The sequence below is a fragment of the Hymenobacter chitinivorans DSM 11115 genome (genome assembly GCF_002797555.1).
GTDB lineage: Bacteria > Bacteroidota > Bacteroidia > Cytophagales > Hymenobacteraceae > Hymenobacter > Hymenobacter chitinivorans.
Map to the genome: position 1 here is coordinate 662475 of NZ_PGFA01000001.1, position 18799 is coordinate 681273.

Below are 18799 nucleotides of genomic sequence, written 5' to 3' on the forward strand. Positions count from 1 at the left end.
ATGGCTACAGCTGCGCCTCGCAAGGGCGCGAGGCTTTTACATTAGCACATTACGCACATTAGCACCTGAGCACATTATCACAGGTATTGCTCGATGTCACCGGCGCCCTGGCGGACGATATCGAAGTCTTCGTTGGTGCAGTCGACGACGGTGCTGGCGATGTTGTTGCCGAAGCCGCCGTCGATAACCAAATCCACCAGGGAGCGGTACTTCTCAAAAATCAGGTCCGGGTCGGTGGTGTATTCCAGCAGCTCGTCGTCGTCGCGGATAGAGGTGGTGACAATCGGGTTGCCGAGCTCCTTTACCAGGCCCAGGCAGATGTTGTGGTCGGGCACCCGAATACCCACCGTCTTGCGTTTCACGCCGCCGTATTTCGGGGCTTTGGGGCTAGCTTCAAAAATGAAAGTAAACGGGCCGGGCAGGGCTTTTTTCAAAACTTTATACACCGGCGTGGTAATGCCGTGGGCATAGTCGGTGATGTGCGAAAGGTCGGAGCAGATGAAGGACAGGTTGGCCTTGTCGGGGTGAATTCCCTTGATGCGGCACAGCTTTTCCACGGCTTTGGCATTGTGAATGTCGCAGCCCAGGCCGTAGATAGTGTCGGTGGGGTAGATGATAACGCCGCCGTTTCGGAGTACTTCCACTGCCTGCAACAAACGGTTCTGGGGTGGATTGTCGGGGTGAATACGGAGCAACGTAGCAGCCATAGGGGGGAGATGAGGAGTGGAAAGAACAAGCAGCACCGGCGGCGCTGCTAGGCAGACAAGGTAATAGCTGCAAGACACAACTACCACTCATTCGCACATTTTGTGCGTAGGGTTACCTGCCGAAGTCCAGCAGGGCATAAAAAAAGTCCCGACCTACGTAGGTCGGGACTTTTTTTATGCAAGAGCTATCAGCCTTACTGCTTCATGAACGAGCGGGTAGCAGTGCCCCCGTTGGTCGTGAAGCGGATGGTGTATACACCGGCCTTCAGCGAGGATACGTCCAGGGTGAGGTCTTCCTGGGTGGCTTTAGCCTGCTGTACGCGCTGGCCCAGGACGTTGAATACTTCAACTGCAGCACCTACGCCTTCCTTGCCCATGCGCAACGTTACGCGGTTGGTAGCAGGGTTGGGGAATACGCTCAGAGCGTTCTGCAGAGCCTTGTTGTTGGTCGACAGGGTCGTGGTGCCGGTAGCCAGGGCGAAGTCGTCAATCGACAACAGGGCGTCGGAGCCGCTGTCGTCATTGTCGCGCCAGCGGATCCACAGGTTGCCGTTGTTGGGCCAGTTGATGCCGGTCAGCGTAGCGCTGATGAAGCGGGAGTTCTCGGGCGCGTTACCGTCCTGCAGAGAGGCCGTGGTGGAGGCGGTGGTGATTTCGGTGATGTCGAAGCTTGGCACAGCAACCCAGGTAGCAGTGGTACCGCTGTTGAGGTTGGTAGCGTCGAGGCTGTATTCGAATACGGCTTTCTCGTTGACGGTAGCGCTGGTACCCGTGCGCCACTGCTCGTTGCGAGCCGTCATGGTCACGCGGGTGATAGCAGCGCCGCTCTTGTTGACGAATGCGGCGCCGAAAGCGGGTACCGTGCTGCCCGAACCCAGGGTCCCCAGAGCCCGGTCGAAGTCATTAGCGGCACCCTGAGCGAAACCAGCGTTGTAGGTAGCACCCGACAGCGTAGACGCATCCGTGAGGACAACGGGCGTAATAGTTTCGTTTACTACAGTAGTAGCCGTAGTGCTGGGGCGAGCGTAGCGCAGGCCGGTCCAGCCGTCGGGGTAGTTCGTCCCCGTGGGCAGCATGATGTCAAAATCCTGACGGTAGACGATAGCGCCCCCGGTGATGTTGATCGGAGTGGTGGTCTGAGCCTGGGCGGCCAGCGAGAAACCCAGCAGCATAGCGGCCACGGGCAGGCTGCGCAGGCGGGCAATGGAAGGAGTAAAGAGTGCCACGATAGTCAGTTGGAAAAGGTGAAACGTTAAGAGAGGTGAAAAAAGAGGAGGTAGTTACGGCGCTGTGTACGCGAAATTCGCTGACAAGGTAAGCAAAGCTGTTCTGCCAAAAAATCGGGTACGGGCGGGTTGAATCCTAAAACTAAGTGAATACTGGCCAACCCCCAAATTTTGTGCGTTTTGCCGCTGTGTTACCATTACGTTACCAGTAACGAAGCAGGCCATGCCCGGTCTGCCGGCAATAAGCAGCAGGGCCGTTGCCAGGCCGGCGGACTAGTTGCGGAAGCGGGAATGGGGAAACAGTCAAGATGGCGTACTTTTGACCTGAAAAACTCCGCCCCGCCTTCCAACAGCGCCGGGCCGGAGCTAACCGCTTCGTTTCAGTACCCTGACTCCGTCTTTCGTTTGCAATGACCAAACCCCGCATTGATTACAAAGCCAACGCGCTCCGCCGCCGCAACCGTTTCGCCTACACGGTAGGGGTGCTGGGCATCATCTTTATTACGTTTTTCTACTACTTCTACCAGATTTTCGTCACGCCCAACGTCGAGACGAAAGGGCGGCCAACCTACGTGCTGGTGCGCCGCGGCCAAACGGCCAAGGCCGTGCTCGACTCTATCGACCGGACCGGCGTAATCGTAGATAAACTCTCGCTGCACTTTGTGGCCCGGCTCATGAAGTACGACAAGCTGGTGAAGCCCGGCCGCTACGAAATCAAGGACGGCTACACAAATCGCCAGCTGATTTCGGACCTGCGGGCCGGCCGGCAGTCGCCGCTGAAGCTCACGTTTCAGAACATTCGCCTGCGCCGGGACCTGGCCCAGAAGCTGAGCACCGCCATTGATGCCCGGCCCCACCAGTTCGACTCCCTGCTCAGCAGCCCGACCTACACCAAAAGCCTGGGCTTCGACACGACCAATATCATCGGCATGTTCATCCCGAACACTTACGAGCTGTACTGGAATTCCTCGGCCGATAACCTCATGCAGCGCATGAAAAAGGAGTACGAGAAGTTCTGGACCCCGGCCCGGGATGCCAAGCGCAAAAAGCTGGGCCTGACGCGCGAGCAGGTCAGCACCCTGGCCAGCATCGTGGAGGCCGAGCAGCAGCAGCACGCCGACGAGCGGCCCCGGGTGGCGGGTGTGTACCTCAACCGCCTCAAGCGCAACATGAAGCTGCAGGCCGACCCCACGGTAGTGTACGCTAACAACGACTTCACCATCAAACGGGTGCTGAACGTGCATTTGCAGAAGGATTCGCCCTACAACACCTACAAGTACGCCGGCCTGCCGCCCGGCCCCATCAACCTGCCCAGCATTGCCAGCATCGACGCCGTGCTGAACCCCGAGGAGCACAACTACCTCTACTTCTGCGCCAAGGAGGACTTCAGCGGCTACCACGCCTTTGCTACCAACGAGGCCGGCCACTTGGTCAATGCCCGCCGCTACCAGGCCGCCCTGAGCCGCGCCGGCATTATGAAGTAAGGTGTAGTGTGCTCAGGGCTGATGTGGTTGAATAGGCTAATCATACGTACCTGCACATTTACCACATCTAAACATTAGCACCTCAGCACATTCCGCACATTAGCACATTAGAAATATGTACTCTTCCGACACCCAAATTCGTGTGCGTTACGCCGAAACCGACCAGATGGGCTACGTGTACCACGGCAACTACGCGGCGTACTTTGAAGTAGCCCGCACCGAGGCCTTCCGGCAGCTCGGCATCCGCTATAAGGACTTAGAAGCCGACGGGGTGGGCATGCCGGTGGGGGAGATACGCACCCGCTTCCGGCGCCCGGCCCGCTACGATGACCTGCTCACGGTGCGCCTGCTGCTCAAGCAGCCCGCCGAAGGCTCCCGGGTGTTGTTCGAGTACGAAATCTACAACGAGGCCCAGGAACTGCTCACCGAGGGCCACACGTTGATGGTATTCGTAAGCACGGCCACCGGCCGCCCCGTCCCGATTCCGGCCGAAATCCAGAACAAACTGGCCCCGTACTTCTCGGATGACGAGCTGACCGGCCCCATTACCCCGGCCACGCAGAAATTGCCTGCCGAAGCCCCGGCCGCCGCCGCTTTCGTGCCGAATAAACCCACCAAGCCCACCGAGTAAGATGGCAATGCGCCTGCCCGTTCGCCGCTACCACCTGCCCGACGTGCGCCGCCGGCGTTCTTACCGCAAGTTTATCGTGTGGCTCAAGCAGCTGCACATTTCCCACGGCCGGGCCTCGGTCTACGACGTGGTGGACCGCATGATTCAGGAGCTCAAGCTCGACAGTATCAGCAAGCGGGCTTCCTACATGGCCTTCAACCTGACGGTGGCCCTGTTTCCGACCATTATCTTCCTCTTCACGCTGATTCCCTACATTCCGGTCCCCAACCTGAACGTGGATATCCTGCAGTTTCTGGGCGACATAATCCCGCGGGAAATGTACGTGGCCGTGTCGGGCACCATCGAGGACATCGTCAACATTCCGCACGGCGGCTTGCTATCCTTCGGTTTTGCCGCGGCCCTGGTGCTCAGCTCCAACGGCATCATGGCCCTGCTCGACGCGTTTGAGAAGAAATACCCCTCGTTTAAGCGCCGCACCTACCTGCGCAAGCGGGTCATTGCCACGCTGCTCACCGTGGTGCTGTCGGCGGTGCTGCTGCTGGCCATCGTGGGTATTTTCTTCGGCACCTACATCATCGACGCGCTGGTGTTCCACGAAATTGTGCCCGAGCAGTTTACCAATCAGCTGATTTCCATCCTGAAGTACGGTTCGGTGGTCGGCCTGTTTTTGCTCACCACCTGCCTGGTGTACTACTACGTGCCACCCATTCACGACAAGTGGCCCTTCCTGTCGGCCGGGGCCGTGGTAGCCACCCTGCTGATTTTTCTGGTGTCCTTCCTGTTCATTCTCTACGTCAAGATCTTCGACAGCTACAACCACTTCTACGGCTCCATTGGCACGCTGGTCGGCTTCATGGTCTGGCTCGACTTCGTGTGCATGACCCTGATTCTAGGCTTCGAAATCAACGTCAGCATCGATGCCGTGACCGGGCGCCTGAAAAATCGGTAAGCCCTTCAGTGCGAATCAGGTAGCGGATTCTGGGGTTTAAGGCAGGGAAAAAAGAGTACTACTGGGGCGAAAAAAATGCGCTGCGGGTATTGCAATCAAACAAAGGCCTATTACTTTTGCCATCCCAAACCATTCAACGAATACCTACAGAGAGGTGGCAGAGTGGTCGAATGCGACGGATTCGAAATCCGTTATACCGGCAACGGTATCGGGGGTTCGAATCCCCCCCTCTCTGCATTTTCAGCAACGGCTTCAGCAGTGAAGCCGTTCTTTTTACCACAATACTCGTACTTACCACACCTAGAGAGCTGGCAGAGTGGTCGATTGCGGCGGTCTTGAAAACCGTTGAGGGTTAAACCTCCGGGGGTTCGAATCCCTCGCTCTCTACAGTAGAAAGCCCCGTTTGCACTGCGCAAACGGGGCTTTTTTGCTTTTATACTAAAGCATCTTGCCGAGAGGGGAAATTCCAACCCCGCTGCTGCCGTCGGTATAACACCGCGGGTAGTGGGGCAATCGGTAAAACCAGATTCTTTACCTAAAAGCCCGCTTTCATGGCTGAAAACGGGCTTTTAGGTATGCGCTCAAGTTTAGCTTACCGGCTCTTGAACTGGCTGATGGCCGCGCGGGTGAAGTCGGATAACACTAGGCGGCCACTGATGGCGGCGCGCTGAACCAGCAGCGTATCCCAGTGCTCGGTGCCCTGCCAAAATACTTGCTTGAGGTCGGCCAGGGCTGCGGGGTTATAGCGGGCCAGCTTTTCGGCAAACGCCTGCACGGCTACGTCCAGCTCGGTGGCGGTGGGCAGCACTTCGGCGTAGAGGCCCCGGCCGTGGGCCCACTCGGCCGAGCGGAACTCTGCGGCATCGAGGGCCAGCTGGGCGTAGGCCGCCTGCCCGATTTTGCGCTCCACGGCCGGACCTACTACAAACGGGCCAATACCGACCACCAGTTCGCTGAGCTTCACGGCGGCTTGCGCGGTAGCAAAACAGTAATCCGTAGAGGCCGCGACACCCACACCGCCGCCAATGGCCTTACCTTGCACCCGGCCGATGATGATTTTGGGGCAGGTGCGGCAAGCATTAATCACCTTGGCAAAGCCGGAGAAAAACTCCAGACCCTGGGCTTCGTCCTGGATGGCAATCAGCTCGTCGAAGCTGGCGCCGGCGCAGAAGGTTTTTTCGCCCTCACTGCGCAGGATGATGACTTTTGTGTTCGGGTCTTGTCCCGTGGCGGTAATGGTGTTGGCCAGCTGAGTGAGTAGGGCGCCAGGCAGGGAGTTGTGGCTGGGATGGAAAAAGGAAACGGTGCTGATGCCGTGGGCGTCAGTGGTTACCTCGACTTTGCCGGCGGAAAGGGTATCGGTGGTCATGCTTCTAATCGTTATTTCACGCAGTGTCTCGGGGTGAATAGAACGCGGGGTTTCGCAGTGTTCGGTTGAATGACACTGCGAAACCCTGCGTGAAACTATTCCTGGTTTTTCTTCTTGACCATAGTCAAAATAGTGGCTACGGCCACGGTTTCGCCGGTTTCGTCAGTTACATCCACCAGCCAGCGCACGATGCCTTTGGCTACGTCTTCGGCGTCACGCTTCTCCTGGCCGATTTTCTCCTTCACGGTTAGCTGCACGCCGATGGTCATGCCCGGGTACACGGGCTTGGTGAAGCGGCACTCGTCGAGGCCGTAATTCAGCAGCACCGGGCCTTTACGCGGGTCGACGAACATGCCGGCGGCCTTACTCAGGATGTAGTAGCCGTGGGCCACGCGGCCGGTGAAGAGCGTGCCTTCCAGGGAAGTAGCGTCGACGTGGGCGTAGAAATTGTCGCCCGACACCTGGGCAAAGCTGGTAATGTCGGCTTCCGTGACGGTGTGGCGGTGGGTGGTATACGTCTGCCCGATTTCCAGCTCCTCGAAGTAGTGCTGAAACGGGTGCTTGTCCTTCTCAATCTGCCGGGCCTTGGGCTGATACACTTCCGTAATGGCCGTAATCATGCTCGGGGAGCCCTGAATGGCCACGCGCTGCATGAAGTGCTCCACGCCGCGGATGCCGCCCATTTCCTGGCCGCCGCCGGCCCGGCCGGGGCCGCCGTGGATGAGCAGGGGCAGGGGGGAGCCGTGACCGGTGCTTTCCTTGGCTACTTCCTCGTTGAGCACCAAGATCCGGCCGTGGTGCGTGGCCGAGCCCAGCACGAATTCCTGGGCCGTGCGCGGGTCATTCGTGGCCACCGAGCATACCAAGGAGCCTTTGCCCATGTTGGTGAGCGTTATGGCTTCGTCGATGTCCTTGTACGGCATGATGGTGCTCACGGGCCCAAACGCCTCTATTTCGTGGGTGTCGGTGAACTTGAACGGCTCGGGGTTGAGCAGCACGATGGGCGACATAAACGCGCCCACTTTGCAGTCGCCGCCGATAACGGCCACGTCGTCCAGGTTGCCATAGACGATGGGCGTGTTCTTGGCCAGGTGCTCGACCCGCTCCCGCACGCGCTGCATCTGCTCGCGGCCGGCCAGGGCGCCCATGCGCACGCCTTCAGCCAGCGGGTGCCCGATGGTGGTTTGGGCCAAGGCCTTACCCAGGGCAATCTGCACGTCCTCGACCAGGTTTTCGGGCACAATGATGCGGCGGATGGCCGTGCATTTCTGGCCCGCTTTCGACGTCATTTCCTTGCGGACTTCCTTGATGAACAAGTCAAATTCTACGGTGCCCGGCACGGCATCCTGACCCAGCACGGCGGCGTTGAGCGAGTCGGCTTCCATGGTGAAGGGTACGGCTTCGGCGAGAATCCGCGGGTGGCCTTTGAGCTTGCGGCCGGTTTCGGCCGAGCCGGTGAAGGTCACCACGTCCTGGTAGTTGACGTGGTCCAGGATGCCGTGGCCCGAGCCGACGACCAGCTGCAGGGCGCCTTCGGGTAGGATTTTGGAGGCAATGATTTCGCGCACCACGGCTTCGGTGAGGTAGGCCGAGGGCACGGCGGGCTTCACAATGGCGGGCATGCCGGCCAGCAGGTTTACCGCAATTTTCTCCAGCATTCCCCAGATGGGGAAGTTGTAAGCGTTGATATGCACGGCCACGCCTTCCTTGGGCACCAGGATGTGGTGGCCCATGAAGTTGCCGGCCTTCGACAGCGCAATCGGGTCCGACTCGACGTAGAACGGCTTATCGGGGAATTTGCGGCGCAGCGAGGCGTTGGCAAACAGGTTGCCGATGCCGCCTTCGATGTCAATCCAGGAGTCGGCGCGGGTGGCCCCGCTGCGGTAGCTCAGGGTGTAGAAGTCTTCCTTTTTGCTGTCCAGGTGCAGGGCCAGGGCTTTGAGCATGCGGCCCCGCTCGTGGAAGGTCATCTTGCGCAGGGCCTTGTTGCCGGTGCGGCGGGCGTAGTCAAACATGCCCGCGTAGTCGAGACCTTCGCCGTTGGCAATGGCAATGACTTCGCCGGTGGAGGCGTCAAAGAGCTCGTGTTGCTCGCCCGAGCCGGCCGTCCAGCGGCCCAGCACGTAGTTTTCGAGGGTGGGAGTCATGGGTATATTGGGAGGAAAGGAAGGGTAGAAAGTAGCGCGAACTGTGTAGTTCGCGTGGTAGAACGACACTCGTTAATATGGCGCGGAGCACGCGAACTACACAGTTCGCGCTACAAGGCTACTGCTTGCGCTCGGCCCAGGTCTGGTAGCTGGCTTGCTGCACGGCGCGGTCGGCGGGAACCTCGCGCAGGGGCTCACAGGGCTGGAGCGTGGCGTGCAAATCGGCGGGGAGCTGCATGTAGATGTGGGTGCCTTCGGTTTTCCAGCGCAGCATCTCGTCGCTCACCTGGCGGATAATCTTGTGCGGATTGCCGACAACCAAGCTGCGGGGCGGAATGATTTCGTCGGCCTTGATAAAGCTCAGGGCCCCGATGATGCACTCGTCACCGATGTCGACCCGGTCCATGAGCACGGCGTTCATGCCCACCAGCACGTTGCGGCCCACGGTAGCCCCGTGAATGATGGCGCCGTGGCCGATGTGGGCCATTTCCTTGAGCCGCGTCGTGGTGCCGGGAAACATGTGGACGGTGCAGTTTTCCTGCACGTTGCAGTTATCCTCGATGATAATCTGGCCCCAGTCGCCGCGAATAGCCGCACCCGGCCCGATATACACATTGCGGCCAATGATGACGTTGCCCGTCACGGCTGCCTGCGGGTGCACGAAGGCCGACTCGTGCACGACCGGCACCAAACCGTTGAAGGAGTAGATCATACCTTTTCGATGATGGCCGCGTAGCCCTGGCCCACGCCCACGCACATGGTAATGAGGGCGTAGCGCTTGTTCTGCTTATGCAATTCCAGGGCAGCCGTGTTCAGGATGCGCGCTCCGCTCATGCCCAGCGGATGGCCCAGGGCAATAGCGCCGCCGTTGGGGTTAATGCGTGGGTCATTGCCTTCCAGGCCCAAGCCCCGCACGCAGGCCAGGGTTTGGGCGGCAAAGGCTTCGTTGAACTCGATAATGTCCATCTGGTCGAGCGTGAGGCCGGCTTTTTTTAGGGCCAACTGCGAGGCCGGTACCGGACCGATGCCCATCGTGCGGGGCTCCACGCCGGCCACGCCCATGGACACCAGACGGGCCCGGGGCGTGAGGTTGTGTTGCTTCAGGCCGTCTTCCGAGGCCAGCAGTAGAGCCGCCGCCCCGTCGTTCAGGCCCGAGGAGTTGCCAGCCGTCACCGAGCCGTTTTTGCGAAACGCGGGCCGTAGCTTGGCCAGCACGTCCAGGGTCGTTTCGGACTTGATAAACTCGTCCTGGGCAAAGAGCAGCGGCTCGCCCTTGCGCTGGGGAATGGGCACACCCACGATTTCCTCGCTGAAGCGGCCCGAGTCCCGGGCCCGGCCGGCGCGCTGGTGCGACTCGTAGGCAAACTGGTCCTGGTCGTCGCGGCTGATGTGGTACTGGTCGACCAGGTTTTCGGCCGTTTCGCCCATGGCATCGATGCCGTACAGGGCCTCCAGCTTCTCGTTGACAAAGCGCCAGCCGAAGCTCGAATCGTACATTTTCGAGTCGGTGCCGAAGGCTTTGCTGGGTTTGGACATAACGTAGGGCGCGCGGGTCATGCTTTCCACGCCGCCGGAAATGAACAAGTCCCCGTCGCCGCTCTGAATGGCGCGGGCGGCGGCAATGCTGGCCGACAGGCCCGAGGCGCAGAGGCGGTTCACGGTTTCGCCGGGCACGGAAGTGGGCAGGCCAGCCAGCAGCAGGGCCATGCGGGCCACGTTGCGGTTGTCTTCCCCGGCCTGGTTGGCGCAGCCTAGAATCACATCGGCAATGGCGGCGGGGTCAGTGCTGGGATTCCGCTTGAGCAGCTCCTGAATGACCAGGGCGGCCATATCATCGGGGCGGACGGCGGAGAGGCTGCCGCCAAAGTTGCCGATGGGCGTGCGAATTCCGTCAACTATATAGGCTGGTTTCATAAGGTGGTGAAGTGGTGAGATAGTGAAATGGTGAACTGGTGAGTTGTCGTTTCGCTGGCGCAGTTTTGCGCGGGTTGAACAGCAAACTCACCATCTCACTATTTCACAATTTCATTGCTGGTGCGGTAGGCGGTGCCTTTAAACAGGGCCAGTAGCGTGCCGTGCTGGTTGGTGAGGCGAATGGCGTACACGCCGACTTTGTGTTTGAGGCCTTCTTCCCGGGCTTCCACGGTAATAACGTCGCCGAGCTTGCCGGCTTCGAGGTAGTCGATGGTGACCGAAAGGCCCACGCTATGGCGGCCGTGGCTGTTGCAGGCAAAAGCGAAGGCCGAGTCGGCGGCGGAGAACGTGACGCCGCCGTGCAGGGCCTGGAAGCCGTTGAGCATATCGGGGCGCACGGTGAAGTGCAGGCGGCAGTAGCCGGGACCCACTTCGTCCACTTCCAGGCCGAGCAGCCGGCTGAAGGCGTCATTTTGGAGCATCCGCTCCTTGACGGCTTCGGCCAGCTCGTTATTGGTGGCTGAGGGCTGACTCATGCTGAAAGAACGTCTGGTTCTGACGCACCATGCGGCGCAGCAACGCGCTGGCGCGGTAGCGGTCTTCGTGATATTCGTCGTAGAGCTCGTCGAGGATAGCCAGCACGGTGGGCAGGCCCAGGTCGTCGGCCCAGGCGAGCAGGCCCTTGGGGTAATTCACGCCCTTGGTCATAGCCAGCTCCAGGTCTTCTTTGGAAGCAACGTTAAACGCCAGCGCGTCCACGGCTTCGTTGATGAGCATGGCCAAAACGCGGTTCAGGATGGTGCGGCCCAGGGCTTCGTCACGGTTCGGTTCGGGCTGCACGGCGCCTTCGGCGTAGCTGTAGAAGCCCCGGCCCGACTTACGCCCGTAGTAGCCGGCCTCGAACAGGCGCTTCTGGGTAAAGGACGGCTTGAAGCGCGGGTCAAAGAAAAAGGCGGCGAAAACCGACTCCGTAACCCGGTAGTTCACGTCGTGGCCGATAAAGTCCATGAGCGTAAACGGGCCCATGCGGAAGCCGCCCAGCTCGGTCATTGCCGAGTCGATGGTGGCCACGTCGGCAATTCCTTCTTCGAGAATCCGGATGGCTTCACCGTAGAAAGGCCGGGCCACGCGGTTGACGATGAAGCCCGGAGTGTCCTTGGTCAGCACCGGCAGCTTGCCCCAGCTTTGCACCAAATCCCGCACTTCCTCGGCCAGCCCTTCACGCGTTTGCACCGCCGGAATCACCTCAACCAGCTGCATAACGGGGGCGGGGTTGAAGAAGTGAATGCCGATAAACCGCTCGGGCTTCTGGCAGGCCGCGGCAATGGACGCAATGGACAAGGAAGACGTATTGCTGGCCAAAATGCAGGTTTCAGGCACCAGCATTTCCACTTCCCGAAACAGCTGCTGCTTCACGGCCAGGTCTTCCACAATGGCTTCGAGCACCAGCTCACAGTCGTTGAACGCGCCAATGTCTTCCGTCAGGTGCAGGCGGCCGAAAATGTCGGCGGCTTTCTCGGCGGTCAGCTTGCCTTTCTCGGCCAGCTTCTCCAAGCTGCCCTGAATCGACTTACCGGCACGTTCCAGGGCCTGGCGGTTTTGGTCGAGCAGCCGCACCGTATGGCCGGCAGTAGCTACCACCTGCGCAATTCCCGCGCCCATAGCGCCGCTGCCGATAATTCCGATGATCATAGAGTGAATGAGTAAATGAGTGAATGAGTGAAGTGGTGGATGAACGAAGAGGTCAATTAGCGCAAGCGGCGTAATGGCGTACTTCACTCATTCACTCAATCACTCATTCACCTCACGCGTGGCATTTGAAGTAGTCGAAGGGCTCGTGGCAGTCGTCGCACTGGTAGTGGGCTTTGCAGGCCGTGGAGCCGAACTGACTGATGAGGTGAGTGTGGTCAGACTTGCAGAGCGGGCAGCGCACGGCGGTATCCTTGCCGAAAAGGTTGAGCACGTGGCCGGTAGCGGTACCATCGACGGGTGGGGCAATGCCGTAGGCTTCCAGCTTTTCGCGGCCGGCTTGGCTCATCCAGTCAGTGGTCCAGGCGGGGCTGAGCTGGTTGTGAATCGTCACTTGGGTGATGCCTTCAGCCAGCAGCCGCAGCCGGATTTCGGTGGCAATGGTATTCATGGCCGGGCAGCCCGAGTAGGTCGGCGTGATGCTCACCGTGACCTGCTCACCCTCGACTTTGACGCCGCGTACGATGCCCAGATCCAGAATGCTTAGCACGGGCACCTCGGGGTCCGACACTTCTTCCAGCAGCTGCCAGATGCGTTCCTCGGTGGGCGCAGTGCTTACCATTGCAGGCCCGGATAAGTGCGTTGCATGTACTGCAGCTCGGCCAGAATGTAGCCCAGGTGCTCGGTGTGCCGGCCTTCCTTACCGCCGGTCATCATAAACACGCCCTGGGGCACCGGCAATGTGGCTTCCTGAAACACGTGGTGCAGGTGGGCTTCCATGGCGGGCAGCAGGCCGGCATAATCCGGAATGATGCCGGCCGCCCGCAGCGCCTGTTCGGCAGCTGTAGCCTTGGTCAACTCCCCTGAATAGCGCCAGAGGGTATCCAGGGCTTTGTCGAGGCGCTTACGGCTTTCCTCGGTACCGTCGCCCAGGCGAATCATCCACTCCGAGCTCCACTTGAGGTGGTAGGCGGCTTCCTTCACGGCTTTTTCGGCAATGGCGGCCAGACGCTCATCGGGGCTGTTTTTGAGCTCCCGCAGAAAGTGGTAGTGGAAGTTGTCGAACAAAAACTGCCGGGTCACGGTGTCGGCGAAGTCGCCGTTAGGCTGTTCCACCAGCAAGGGATTTTTGTACTCCACGGCCAAGCGTAAAAAGGCCAGATCATCTTCGGTGCGACCCTGGCCTTCCAGTTCGGCGGCGTACTGGTAGAGGCTGCGGGTTTCGCCCAATAGGTCGAGGGCAATGTTGGCCATGGCCAGGTCCTGCTCCAGCACGGGGCCGTGCCCGCACCATTCCGAGAGGCGGTGACCCAGAATCAGGCTGGTATCGGCCAGCTGCAGCACGTACTGAAACAGCTGCTGCCGCAGTTCGGGCGAGTACGAGTTCAGGGCGGCGGTTTCGGAAGGGGCAACTTGCATAGCGGGCAGAGTTAAGACGGGAAAGGTCGGCGCGGAGGGGCCGACAACTTACATGTGCTTGATGGAGTCCGGGACCTGGTAGAAGGTCGGGTGCCGGTACACTTTGTCGTTGGCCGGGTCGTAAAAAGCCTCGGCATCGTCGGGGTTGGAGGCGTGCACGTGCTTGCTTTCCACGACCCAGATGCTGATGCCTTCGAGGCGGCGGGTGTACACGTCGCGGGCGTTTTGGATGGCCATGGTGGCGTCGGCGGCGTGCAGACTGCCTACGTGCTTATGGTCGAGACCCTGCTTGCTGCGGATGAAAACTTCCCACAGCGGCCATTCGGATTGCGTCATTGGAGGTGAAATTGTGAAGTGGTGAAATGGTGAGTTTCACGGTAGTAGTGGCGAAACAAGAACGTCATTCCAAGCCTTGGCGAGGAATCTTGCGTGTTTAGGATGAGTAGTAACCCAACGTCAGCACGCGAGATGCTTCGGCTGCGCCTCTGCATGACGTTCTGGAGTGTTTGGCAGAGTTACGCGGCCTGGGTTTCGGCGCGCTCGGCGCGTTTCTTGGCGTGGGCCAGGGCGGCTTCGCGCACCCAGGCACCTTCCTCGTGGGCTTTTACCCGGGCGCCGAGGCGGTCCTTGTTGCACATACCGTTGCCCTTCACCACGTTCCAGAATTCTTCCCAGTTCACGTCGCCGAAGTCGTAGCCTTTCTTCGTCTCGTTCCACTGTAGCGCGGGGTCGGGCACGGTCAGGCCCAGGAACTCGGCCTGGGGCACCATCATGTCCACGAACTTCTGGCGCAGCTCGTCGTTGGTGAAGCGCTTGATGCGCCATTTCATGCTCTGCTCGGTGTTGGGTGAGTCGGCGTCTTTGGGACCGAACATCATCAGCGTGGGCCACCACCAGCGGTTCAGGGCTTCCTGGGCCATGGCTTTCTGCTCGGGCGCGCCTTCGCAGAGCGTCTGCATGATTTCGAAGCCCTGGCGCTGGTGGAAGCTTTCTTCCTTGCACACCCGCACCATGGCCCGGGCGTACGGGCCGTACGACGTGCGGCACAGCGGTACCTGGTTCAGGATGGCGGCGCCGTCCACGAGCCAGCCCACGGTGCCCATATCGGCCCAGGAAAGCGTAGGGTAGTTGAAAATGCTGGAATACTTGGCTTTACCCGAGTGCAGGTCGGCCAGCATCTGGTCCCGCGACGCACCCAGGGTTTCGGCGGCCGAGTAGAGGTAGAGGCCGTGGCCGGCTTCGTCCTGCACTTTGCTCAGCAGAATGGACTTGCGCTTCAGTGAAGGGGCGCGGGTAATCCAGTTGCCTTCGGGCAGCATGCCGACCAGCTCGGAGTGGGCGTGCTGGGAAATTTGCCGGATCAGCGTTTTGCGGTACGCATCGGGCATCCAGTCCTTGGGCTCAATACGAACGTCCGCGTCAATGCGGGCCTGAAACTGCTCTTCGAGGTTGATTTCTACCGTTTCCATGCGCTTTCAACAAAGTTTAACTAACATTCGTTAGTTAAAAGTAAGAAAAATATCGGGTTTGAATGATTTCATACGTGGGACCGTCATGCAGAGCGTAGCGAAGCATCTCGCGTGCTGACGTTGCAATAGTATATTAGGCTGCTTATTCAACTCTATCTGCTATGTACGTGTATTTGCTCACGAATCCGGCTCACACAGTTCTATATACTGGCGTTACGAATGACTTGCAAAGGCGCCTTTATGAGCATGGTCAGAACTTAGGTACTGCCGGAAACTTCACTGGACGTTACCAGTGTAATCTGCTTGTGTATTTTGAAGTATGTGCAGATGCCGTGCAGGCCATTGGGCGGGAAAAAGAAATTAAAGGCTGGAGCAGGGCTAAGAAAGAAGCGTTGATTACTACTACAAACCCTGAGTGGAAAGTTATTGACCTACAGACCTGGAGTGGTTGATGCTTATCTAGTTATGTAGAGCGCCGCGAAGCATCTTGCACGAATGGTTAATACCATTGCAACGTCAGCACGCGAGATGCTTCGCTACGCTCTGCATGACGGCCGTTGCGCTGTTCTACTGGTCGAAATCCACCTTCACCTTTTCCGAGGTGGGGCGGGCCTGGCAGGAGAGGACGTAGCCTTTAGCCACTTCGGTGTCGGAGAGGGAGTAGTTGACGTCCATTTCCACCTGGCCCTCGATAACCCGGCAGCGGCAGGTGCTGCACATGCCGTTTTTGCAGGAGTAGGGCGCGTCTACGCCGGTTTCGAGCAGGGCGTCCAGAATGGTGTTGCCGTAGTACGACATTTCCAGGATGCGGGTGTTGCCGTCGAGCTGCACCGTGACTTGGCTGTGCTTGTCGTCTTCGCCTGCGGGGCGTGCTTTGGCCGGTCCGGCCTGGGTTTTGCCCCCGCCCGCGGTGCCGAACATTTCGAAATGAATCTTCTCGGGGGCCACGCCAGCGCCCGTCAGAGCGGCTTTTACGCCCAGAATCATTTCCTCGGGGCCGCAGATAAAGCACTCGTCAATCTGGCTCGGGGGCAGGATTTTCTGCAGGAACAGCTCGGCTTTGGCCTGGTCGATGCGGCCGAAGAGCAGGTCGGTGTCGCCCTGCTCCCGACTCAGGATGTGGTACACGCTCAGGCGCTTGAGAAACTTATTCTTGAGCGCCTCGATGCCCTCTTTGAAGATGATGGAGTTGCGACCCCGGTTGCCATAAATCAGCGTGACCTGGCTCTGGGGCTCGGTCAGCAGCACGGTTTTGATGATGCTGAAGACGGGCGTAATCCCGCTGCCGGCCGCAAACATGACGTAGTGCTTGGCCTGCTCGGGGCGCAGCTCGGTGAAGAAATGCCCCGCGGGCGGCATCACGTCCAGCTCTTCGCCCACCTTGAACGTATCCACGGCCGACGAGGAAAACCGGCCTTCGGGCACTTTCTTGATGGCCACCTGCCACTCGTTTTCCAGCGGACTGCTGCAAATGGAGTAGGAGCGGCGCAATTCCTCGCCGTTGTGCTCCCGCCGGAAGGTCAGGTACTGGCCCTGGGTGAAGCGAAACGTGTCGCGCAGGTCCTCGGGCACGTCCAGTGATACCACCACGCTGTCGGGCGTTTCCTTTTCGATGCGCTTGATGCGGACTTTGTGAAATCGACTCATTCAGGTTTAGTTGTTAGTTGCTCGTTGTCAGTTGTCAGTTGCTCGTTGTTAGTTGTCCGTTATGATAACAACCGACAGTGGATCCTAACAACTTACAACCAGCAACTAACAACTCTATTTAGCCAATCCATTGAGCAGGATGGTCATGATGTTTTCTTCCAGCTCCTCGGCCGTAATGCCGCGGCCGGGGCGGTACCAGAGCTCCACCCAGCGCACGGCCGACAGAATCGTGAACAGGGCTACCGACACGTTCATGGGCTGAAACTCGCCGGCCGCAATACCTTGCTCGATGAGCTCGGCAAAGCCCTTTTCATAGGTTTTACGGGCGTCCTTGAACTGCTGGAGCTTGTCGTCGCTGAGGTATTTCCAGTCGTTATTGGCCACCGATACGGCCGCGCCGTCCTCAATCATGAGGCGGATGTGGAGCCGGATCAGGGCCTTGAGCTTGTCGACGTAGGACACCGGCAGCTGCTCGATTTCGTGAAGCTGGGAAATGTAGGTGTTCGAGACATGGAAGCAGATGCTTTCCAGAATGTCGTCCTTGGAGCTGATGTGGTTGTACATACTGGCCGCCTCCATGCCTACCTGGGAGCCCAGGTCGCGCATGGAAGTGCCCCCGAAGCCTTTGGCTTTGAAGAGCTTGGCGGCTTCTTCCAGAATCACCTGCCGTTTGTTGGTTTTAGCTTTTTTAGCCATTCAGCTTACAGAGAATTAGACGTGCACGTGGGGGCGGGTGGGAGTAGTGGAGGGTAAAGCTAGAAGAAGCCCCGCATTTATGCATAGTGCCCCGGTTAGCGGCCACGCAGGTCCTGAACTTTGCTCATCTTGCCGCCCTCACTGCGCGGCAGCTGCCCGAAGCCCCGCAGGTGTACTTTCATGCTCAGCCCAATGTTGTCCTTGATTTTCTTGACCAGCGTGCCCTGTAATGTGCGCAGGCACTCGTGCTGCTCCACGGCGGCTTCCGTTACGGCGGCCAGCTCCAGGCGGCGCATCAGCTCCTCGCTTATTTCCACGCTGACTTCCACCTCATCCAGGCTGCCGCGGCGGGAGGCCACCACTTGGTAGTACGGACTCACGTTGTCCAGCCCGCTGAGAATGGCCTCGACCTGGGTGGGGAAGAAGTTGACGCCGCGGATAATGAGCATATCGTCGGCCCGGCCCCGAATCGGGCCCATCTTGACGTGGGTGCGGCTCCGCGACTCGCCGTAGTAGAGGTTGGTAATATCGTTGGTCCAGTAGCGCAGAATGGGCATGGCCTGCTTGGTCAGGGTCGTAAAGACCAGCACGCCCAACTCCCCCTCGGCCACCGGCTCCCCCGTGTCTTTGTCCACTACTTCGGGCAGGAAATGGTCTTCCCAGATGTAGCTGCCAGTACCCCGCTCGTGTACATCTTCCTGGGACACGCCCGGCCCCATGATTTCGCTCAGCCCGTAAATGTTGGTGGCTTGCACGCCCAGGCCGCTTTCTACCTGCTGCCGAATGGTTTCTGTCCAGGGCTCGGCGCCGAGGGCCGCATACTGCAGATTGAGTGCTTCGGGCGCAATACCGCGGCGCTGAATTTCCTCGGCCAGCACCTGGGCGTAGGAGGGCGTGGCGCAGATGATTTCGGGCCGGAAATCCTGGAGCAGCTGCAGCTGCCGGTCGGTGCCCCCGCCCGAGACGGGAATGACGGTGAGGCCCAGCTTCTCGGCCCCGTAGTGGATGCCCAGGCCGCCGGTAAACAGGCCGTAGCCGTAGGCATTTTGCAGCTTCATGCCCGGCTGGCAGCCCGCCGCGGCCAGGGAGCGGGCTACTACTTCGGCAAAAATACTGAGGTCGTGGGCCGTGTAGCCCACCACAGTGGCCTTGCCGGTAGTGCCGCTGGAGCAGTGCAGGCGCGCCACCTCGGGTTGGGGCACGGCAAACAGGCCAAAGGGGTAGTTGTCGCGGAAGTCGGTTTTGCGGGTAAAGCCCAACTTAGTAAGGTCGGCCAAACCGCTAAAAGCAGAAGGGTGGACGCCCAAGGCATCGAGCTTAGCCTTGTAAAAAGGCACCCGGTGATACACGTACTCTACTTGCTGTTTTAGTCGCACATTCTGCAATTCCCGCAGCTGGGCAAGCGGCATCCGTTCAAGTTCTGGCTGGAAGAGCATGGGCGGCGGGGCTGAA

19 protein-coding genes and 2 tRNA genes are annotated in these 18799 nt (G+C 59.5%); 6 read left to right on the plus strand and 15 right to left on the minus strand.

Going from position 1 to position 18799, the window contains the following annotated elements; genetic code table 11:
• Positions 1–77: 77 nt before the first annotated feature.
• Both CLV45_RS02645 and CLV45_RS02650 read right to left on the minus strand, forming a co-directional pair.
• Complete coding sequence (locus CLV45_RS02645) at positions 78–707, minus strand: L-threonylcarbamoyladenylate synthase (RefSeq protein ID WP_100334843.1); 630 nt, start codon at positions 705–707, stop codon at positions 78–80.
• Positions 708–901: 194 nt separating this feature from the next.
• The gene (locus CLV45_RS02650; protein ID WP_100334844.1) at positions 902–1933 is read right to left on the minus strand and encodes a T9SS type A sorting domain-containing protein; all 1032 of its coding nucleotides are present in this window, start codon (positions 1931–1933) and stop codon (positions 902–904) included.
• A 410-nt stretch (positions 1934–2343) separates the two neighbouring features.
• Between CLV45_RS02650 and mltG the strand changes: the two genes are divergently transcribed.
• The 5 genes from mltG (at position 2344) to CLV45_RS02675 (ending at position 5384) form a co-directional block, all read left to right on the plus strand.
• Complete coding sequence (mltG, locus tag CLV45_RS02655) at positions 2344–3417, plus strand: endolytic transglycosylase MltG (protein ID WP_100334845.1); 1074 nt, start codon at positions 2344–2346, stop codon at positions 3415–3417.
• A gap of 115 nt (positions 3418–3532) precedes the next feature.
• Positions 3533–4048 carry an acyl-CoA thioesterase gene (locus tag CLV45_RS02660; protein WP_100334846.1) on the plus strand — a complete coding sequence of 172 codons (516 nt, stop codon included), beginning with the start codon at positions 3533–3535 and terminating at the stop codon, positions 4046–4048.
• A 7-nt stretch (positions 4049–4055) separates the two neighbouring features.
• Entirely contained in the window at positions 4056–4997 is a 942-nt protein-coding gene (locus CLV45_RS02665) for a YihY/virulence factor BrkB family protein (protein ID WP_100336935.1), read from the plus strand.
• A gap of 148 nt (positions 4998–5145) precedes the next feature.
• Positions 5146–5232: transfer RNA gene (locus tag CLV45_RS02670), tRNA-Ser, on the plus strand.
• A gap of 67 nt (positions 5233–5299) precedes the next feature.
• Positions 5300–5384: transfer RNA gene (locus tag CLV45_RS02675), tRNA-Ser, on the plus strand.
• A gap of 205 nt (positions 5385–5589) precedes the next feature.
• Here CLV45_RS02675 and CLV45_RS02680 read toward each other — a convergent pair.
• From CLV45_RS02680 to paaA, 10 genes are all read right to left on the minus strand, one after another.
• On the minus strand, positions 5590–6366 hold the full coding sequence (locus tag CLV45_RS02680) for an enoyl-CoA hydratase/isomerase family protein (protein ID WP_100334847.1): 777 nt from the start codon (positions 6364–6366) through the stop codon (positions 5590–5592).
• 95 nt (positions 6367–6461) lie between these two features.
• A complete protein-coding gene (gene paaZ / locus CLV45_RS02685) occupies positions 6462–8513 on the minus strand; it encodes a phenylacetic acid degradation bifunctional protein PaaZ (RefSeq protein ID WP_211289893.1) in 2052 nt (683 codons plus the stop codon).
• Positions 8514–8631: 118 nt separating this feature from the next.
• Positions 8632–9225 (minus strand): acyltransferase, encoded by a 594-nt coding sequence (locus CLV45_RS02690; RefSeq protein ID WP_100334848.1) that lies wholly within the window; start codon positions 9223–9225, stop codon positions 8632–8634.
• Positions 9222–10427, minus strand: coding sequence for a 3-oxoadipyl-CoA thiolase (gene pcaF / locus CLV45_RS02695; protein ID WP_100334849.1), 1206 nt, complete (start codon positions 10425–10427; stop codon positions 9222–9224). The genes CLV45_RS02690 and pcaF overlap by 4 nt, the downstream gene beginning before the upstream one ends.
• A 98-nt stretch (positions 10428–10525) precedes the next feature.
• Entirely contained in the window at positions 10526–10963 is a 438-nt protein-coding gene (gene paaI, locus CLV45_RS02700; RefSeq protein WP_100334850.1) for a hydroxyphenylacetyl-CoA thioesterase PaaI, read from the minus strand.
• Positions 10938–12119, minus strand: a complete 1182-nt coding sequence (locus tag CLV45_RS02705; RefSeq protein WP_100334851.1) for a 3-hydroxyacyl-CoA dehydrogenase NAD-binding domain-containing protein — start codon at positions 12117–12119, stop codon at positions 10938–10940. Before CLV45_RS02705 ends, paaI begins: the two co-directional genes overlap by 26 nt.
• A 112-nt stretch (positions 12120–12231) precedes the next feature.
• Positions 12232–12738: a 1,2-phenylacetyl-CoA epoxidase subunit PaaD gene (gene paaD, locus CLV45_RS02710; protein ID WP_100334852.1), complete on the minus strand. Its 507-nt coding sequence runs from the start codon at positions 12736–12738 to the stop codon at positions 12232–12234.
• Positions 12732–13535 (minus strand): 1,2-phenylacetyl-CoA epoxidase subunit PaaC, encoded by an 804-nt coding sequence (gene paaC, locus CLV45_RS02715; RefSeq protein ID WP_100334853.1) that lies wholly within the window; start codon positions 13533–13535, stop codon positions 12732–12734. Before paaC ends, paaD begins: the two co-directional genes overlap by 7 nt.
• A 48-nt stretch (positions 13536–13583) precedes the next feature.
• Complete coding sequence (gene paaB / locus CLV45_RS02720) at positions 13584–13871, minus strand: 1,2-phenylacetyl-CoA epoxidase subunit PaaB (protein WP_100334854.1); 288 nt, start codon at positions 13869–13871, stop codon at positions 13584–13586.
• Positions 13872–14050: 179 nt separating this feature from the next.
• Positions 14051–15004: a 1,2-phenylacetyl-CoA epoxidase subunit PaaA gene (gene paaA / locus CLV45_RS02725; protein WP_100334855.1), complete on the minus strand. Its 954-nt coding sequence runs from the start codon at positions 15002–15004 to the stop codon at positions 14051–14053.
• Between the two features lie 161 nt (positions 15005–15165).
• Between paaA and CLV45_RS02730 the strand changes: the two genes are divergently transcribed.
• The gene (locus tag CLV45_RS02730) at positions 15166–15456 is read left to right on the plus strand and encodes a GIY-YIG nuclease family protein (RefSeq protein WP_100334856.1); all 291 of its coding nucleotides are present in this window, start codon (positions 15166–15168) and stop codon (positions 15454–15456) included.
• Between the two features lie 115 nt (positions 15457–15571).
• Here the strand turns inward: CLV45_RS02730 and paaE are convergent, their stop codons facing one another.
• The 3 genes from paaE to CLV45_RS02745 all read right to left on the minus strand — a co-directional run bounded on the left by paaE (position 15572) and on the right by CLV45_RS02745 (position 18624).
• Positions 15572–16651, minus strand: coding sequence for a 1,2-phenylacetyl-CoA epoxidase subunit PaaE (gene paaE / locus CLV45_RS02735; protein WP_100334857.1), 1080 nt, complete (start codon positions 16649–16651; stop codon positions 15572–15574).
• A 114-nt stretch (positions 16652–16765) separates the two neighbouring features.
• The gene (locus tag CLV45_RS02740; RefSeq protein ID WP_100334858.1) at positions 16766–17347 is read right to left on the minus strand and encodes a TetR/AcrR family transcriptional regulator; all 582 of its coding nucleotides are present in this window, start codon (positions 17345–17347) and stop codon (positions 16766–16768) included.
• A gap of 95 nt (positions 17348–17442) precedes the next feature.
• The gene (locus CLV45_RS02745) at positions 17443–18624 is read right to left on the minus strand and encodes an AMP-binding protein (RefSeq protein WP_211289894.1); all 1182 of its coding nucleotides are present in this window, start codon (positions 18622–18624) and stop codon (positions 17443–17445) included.
• Positions 18625–18799 lie beyond the last annotated feature (175 nt).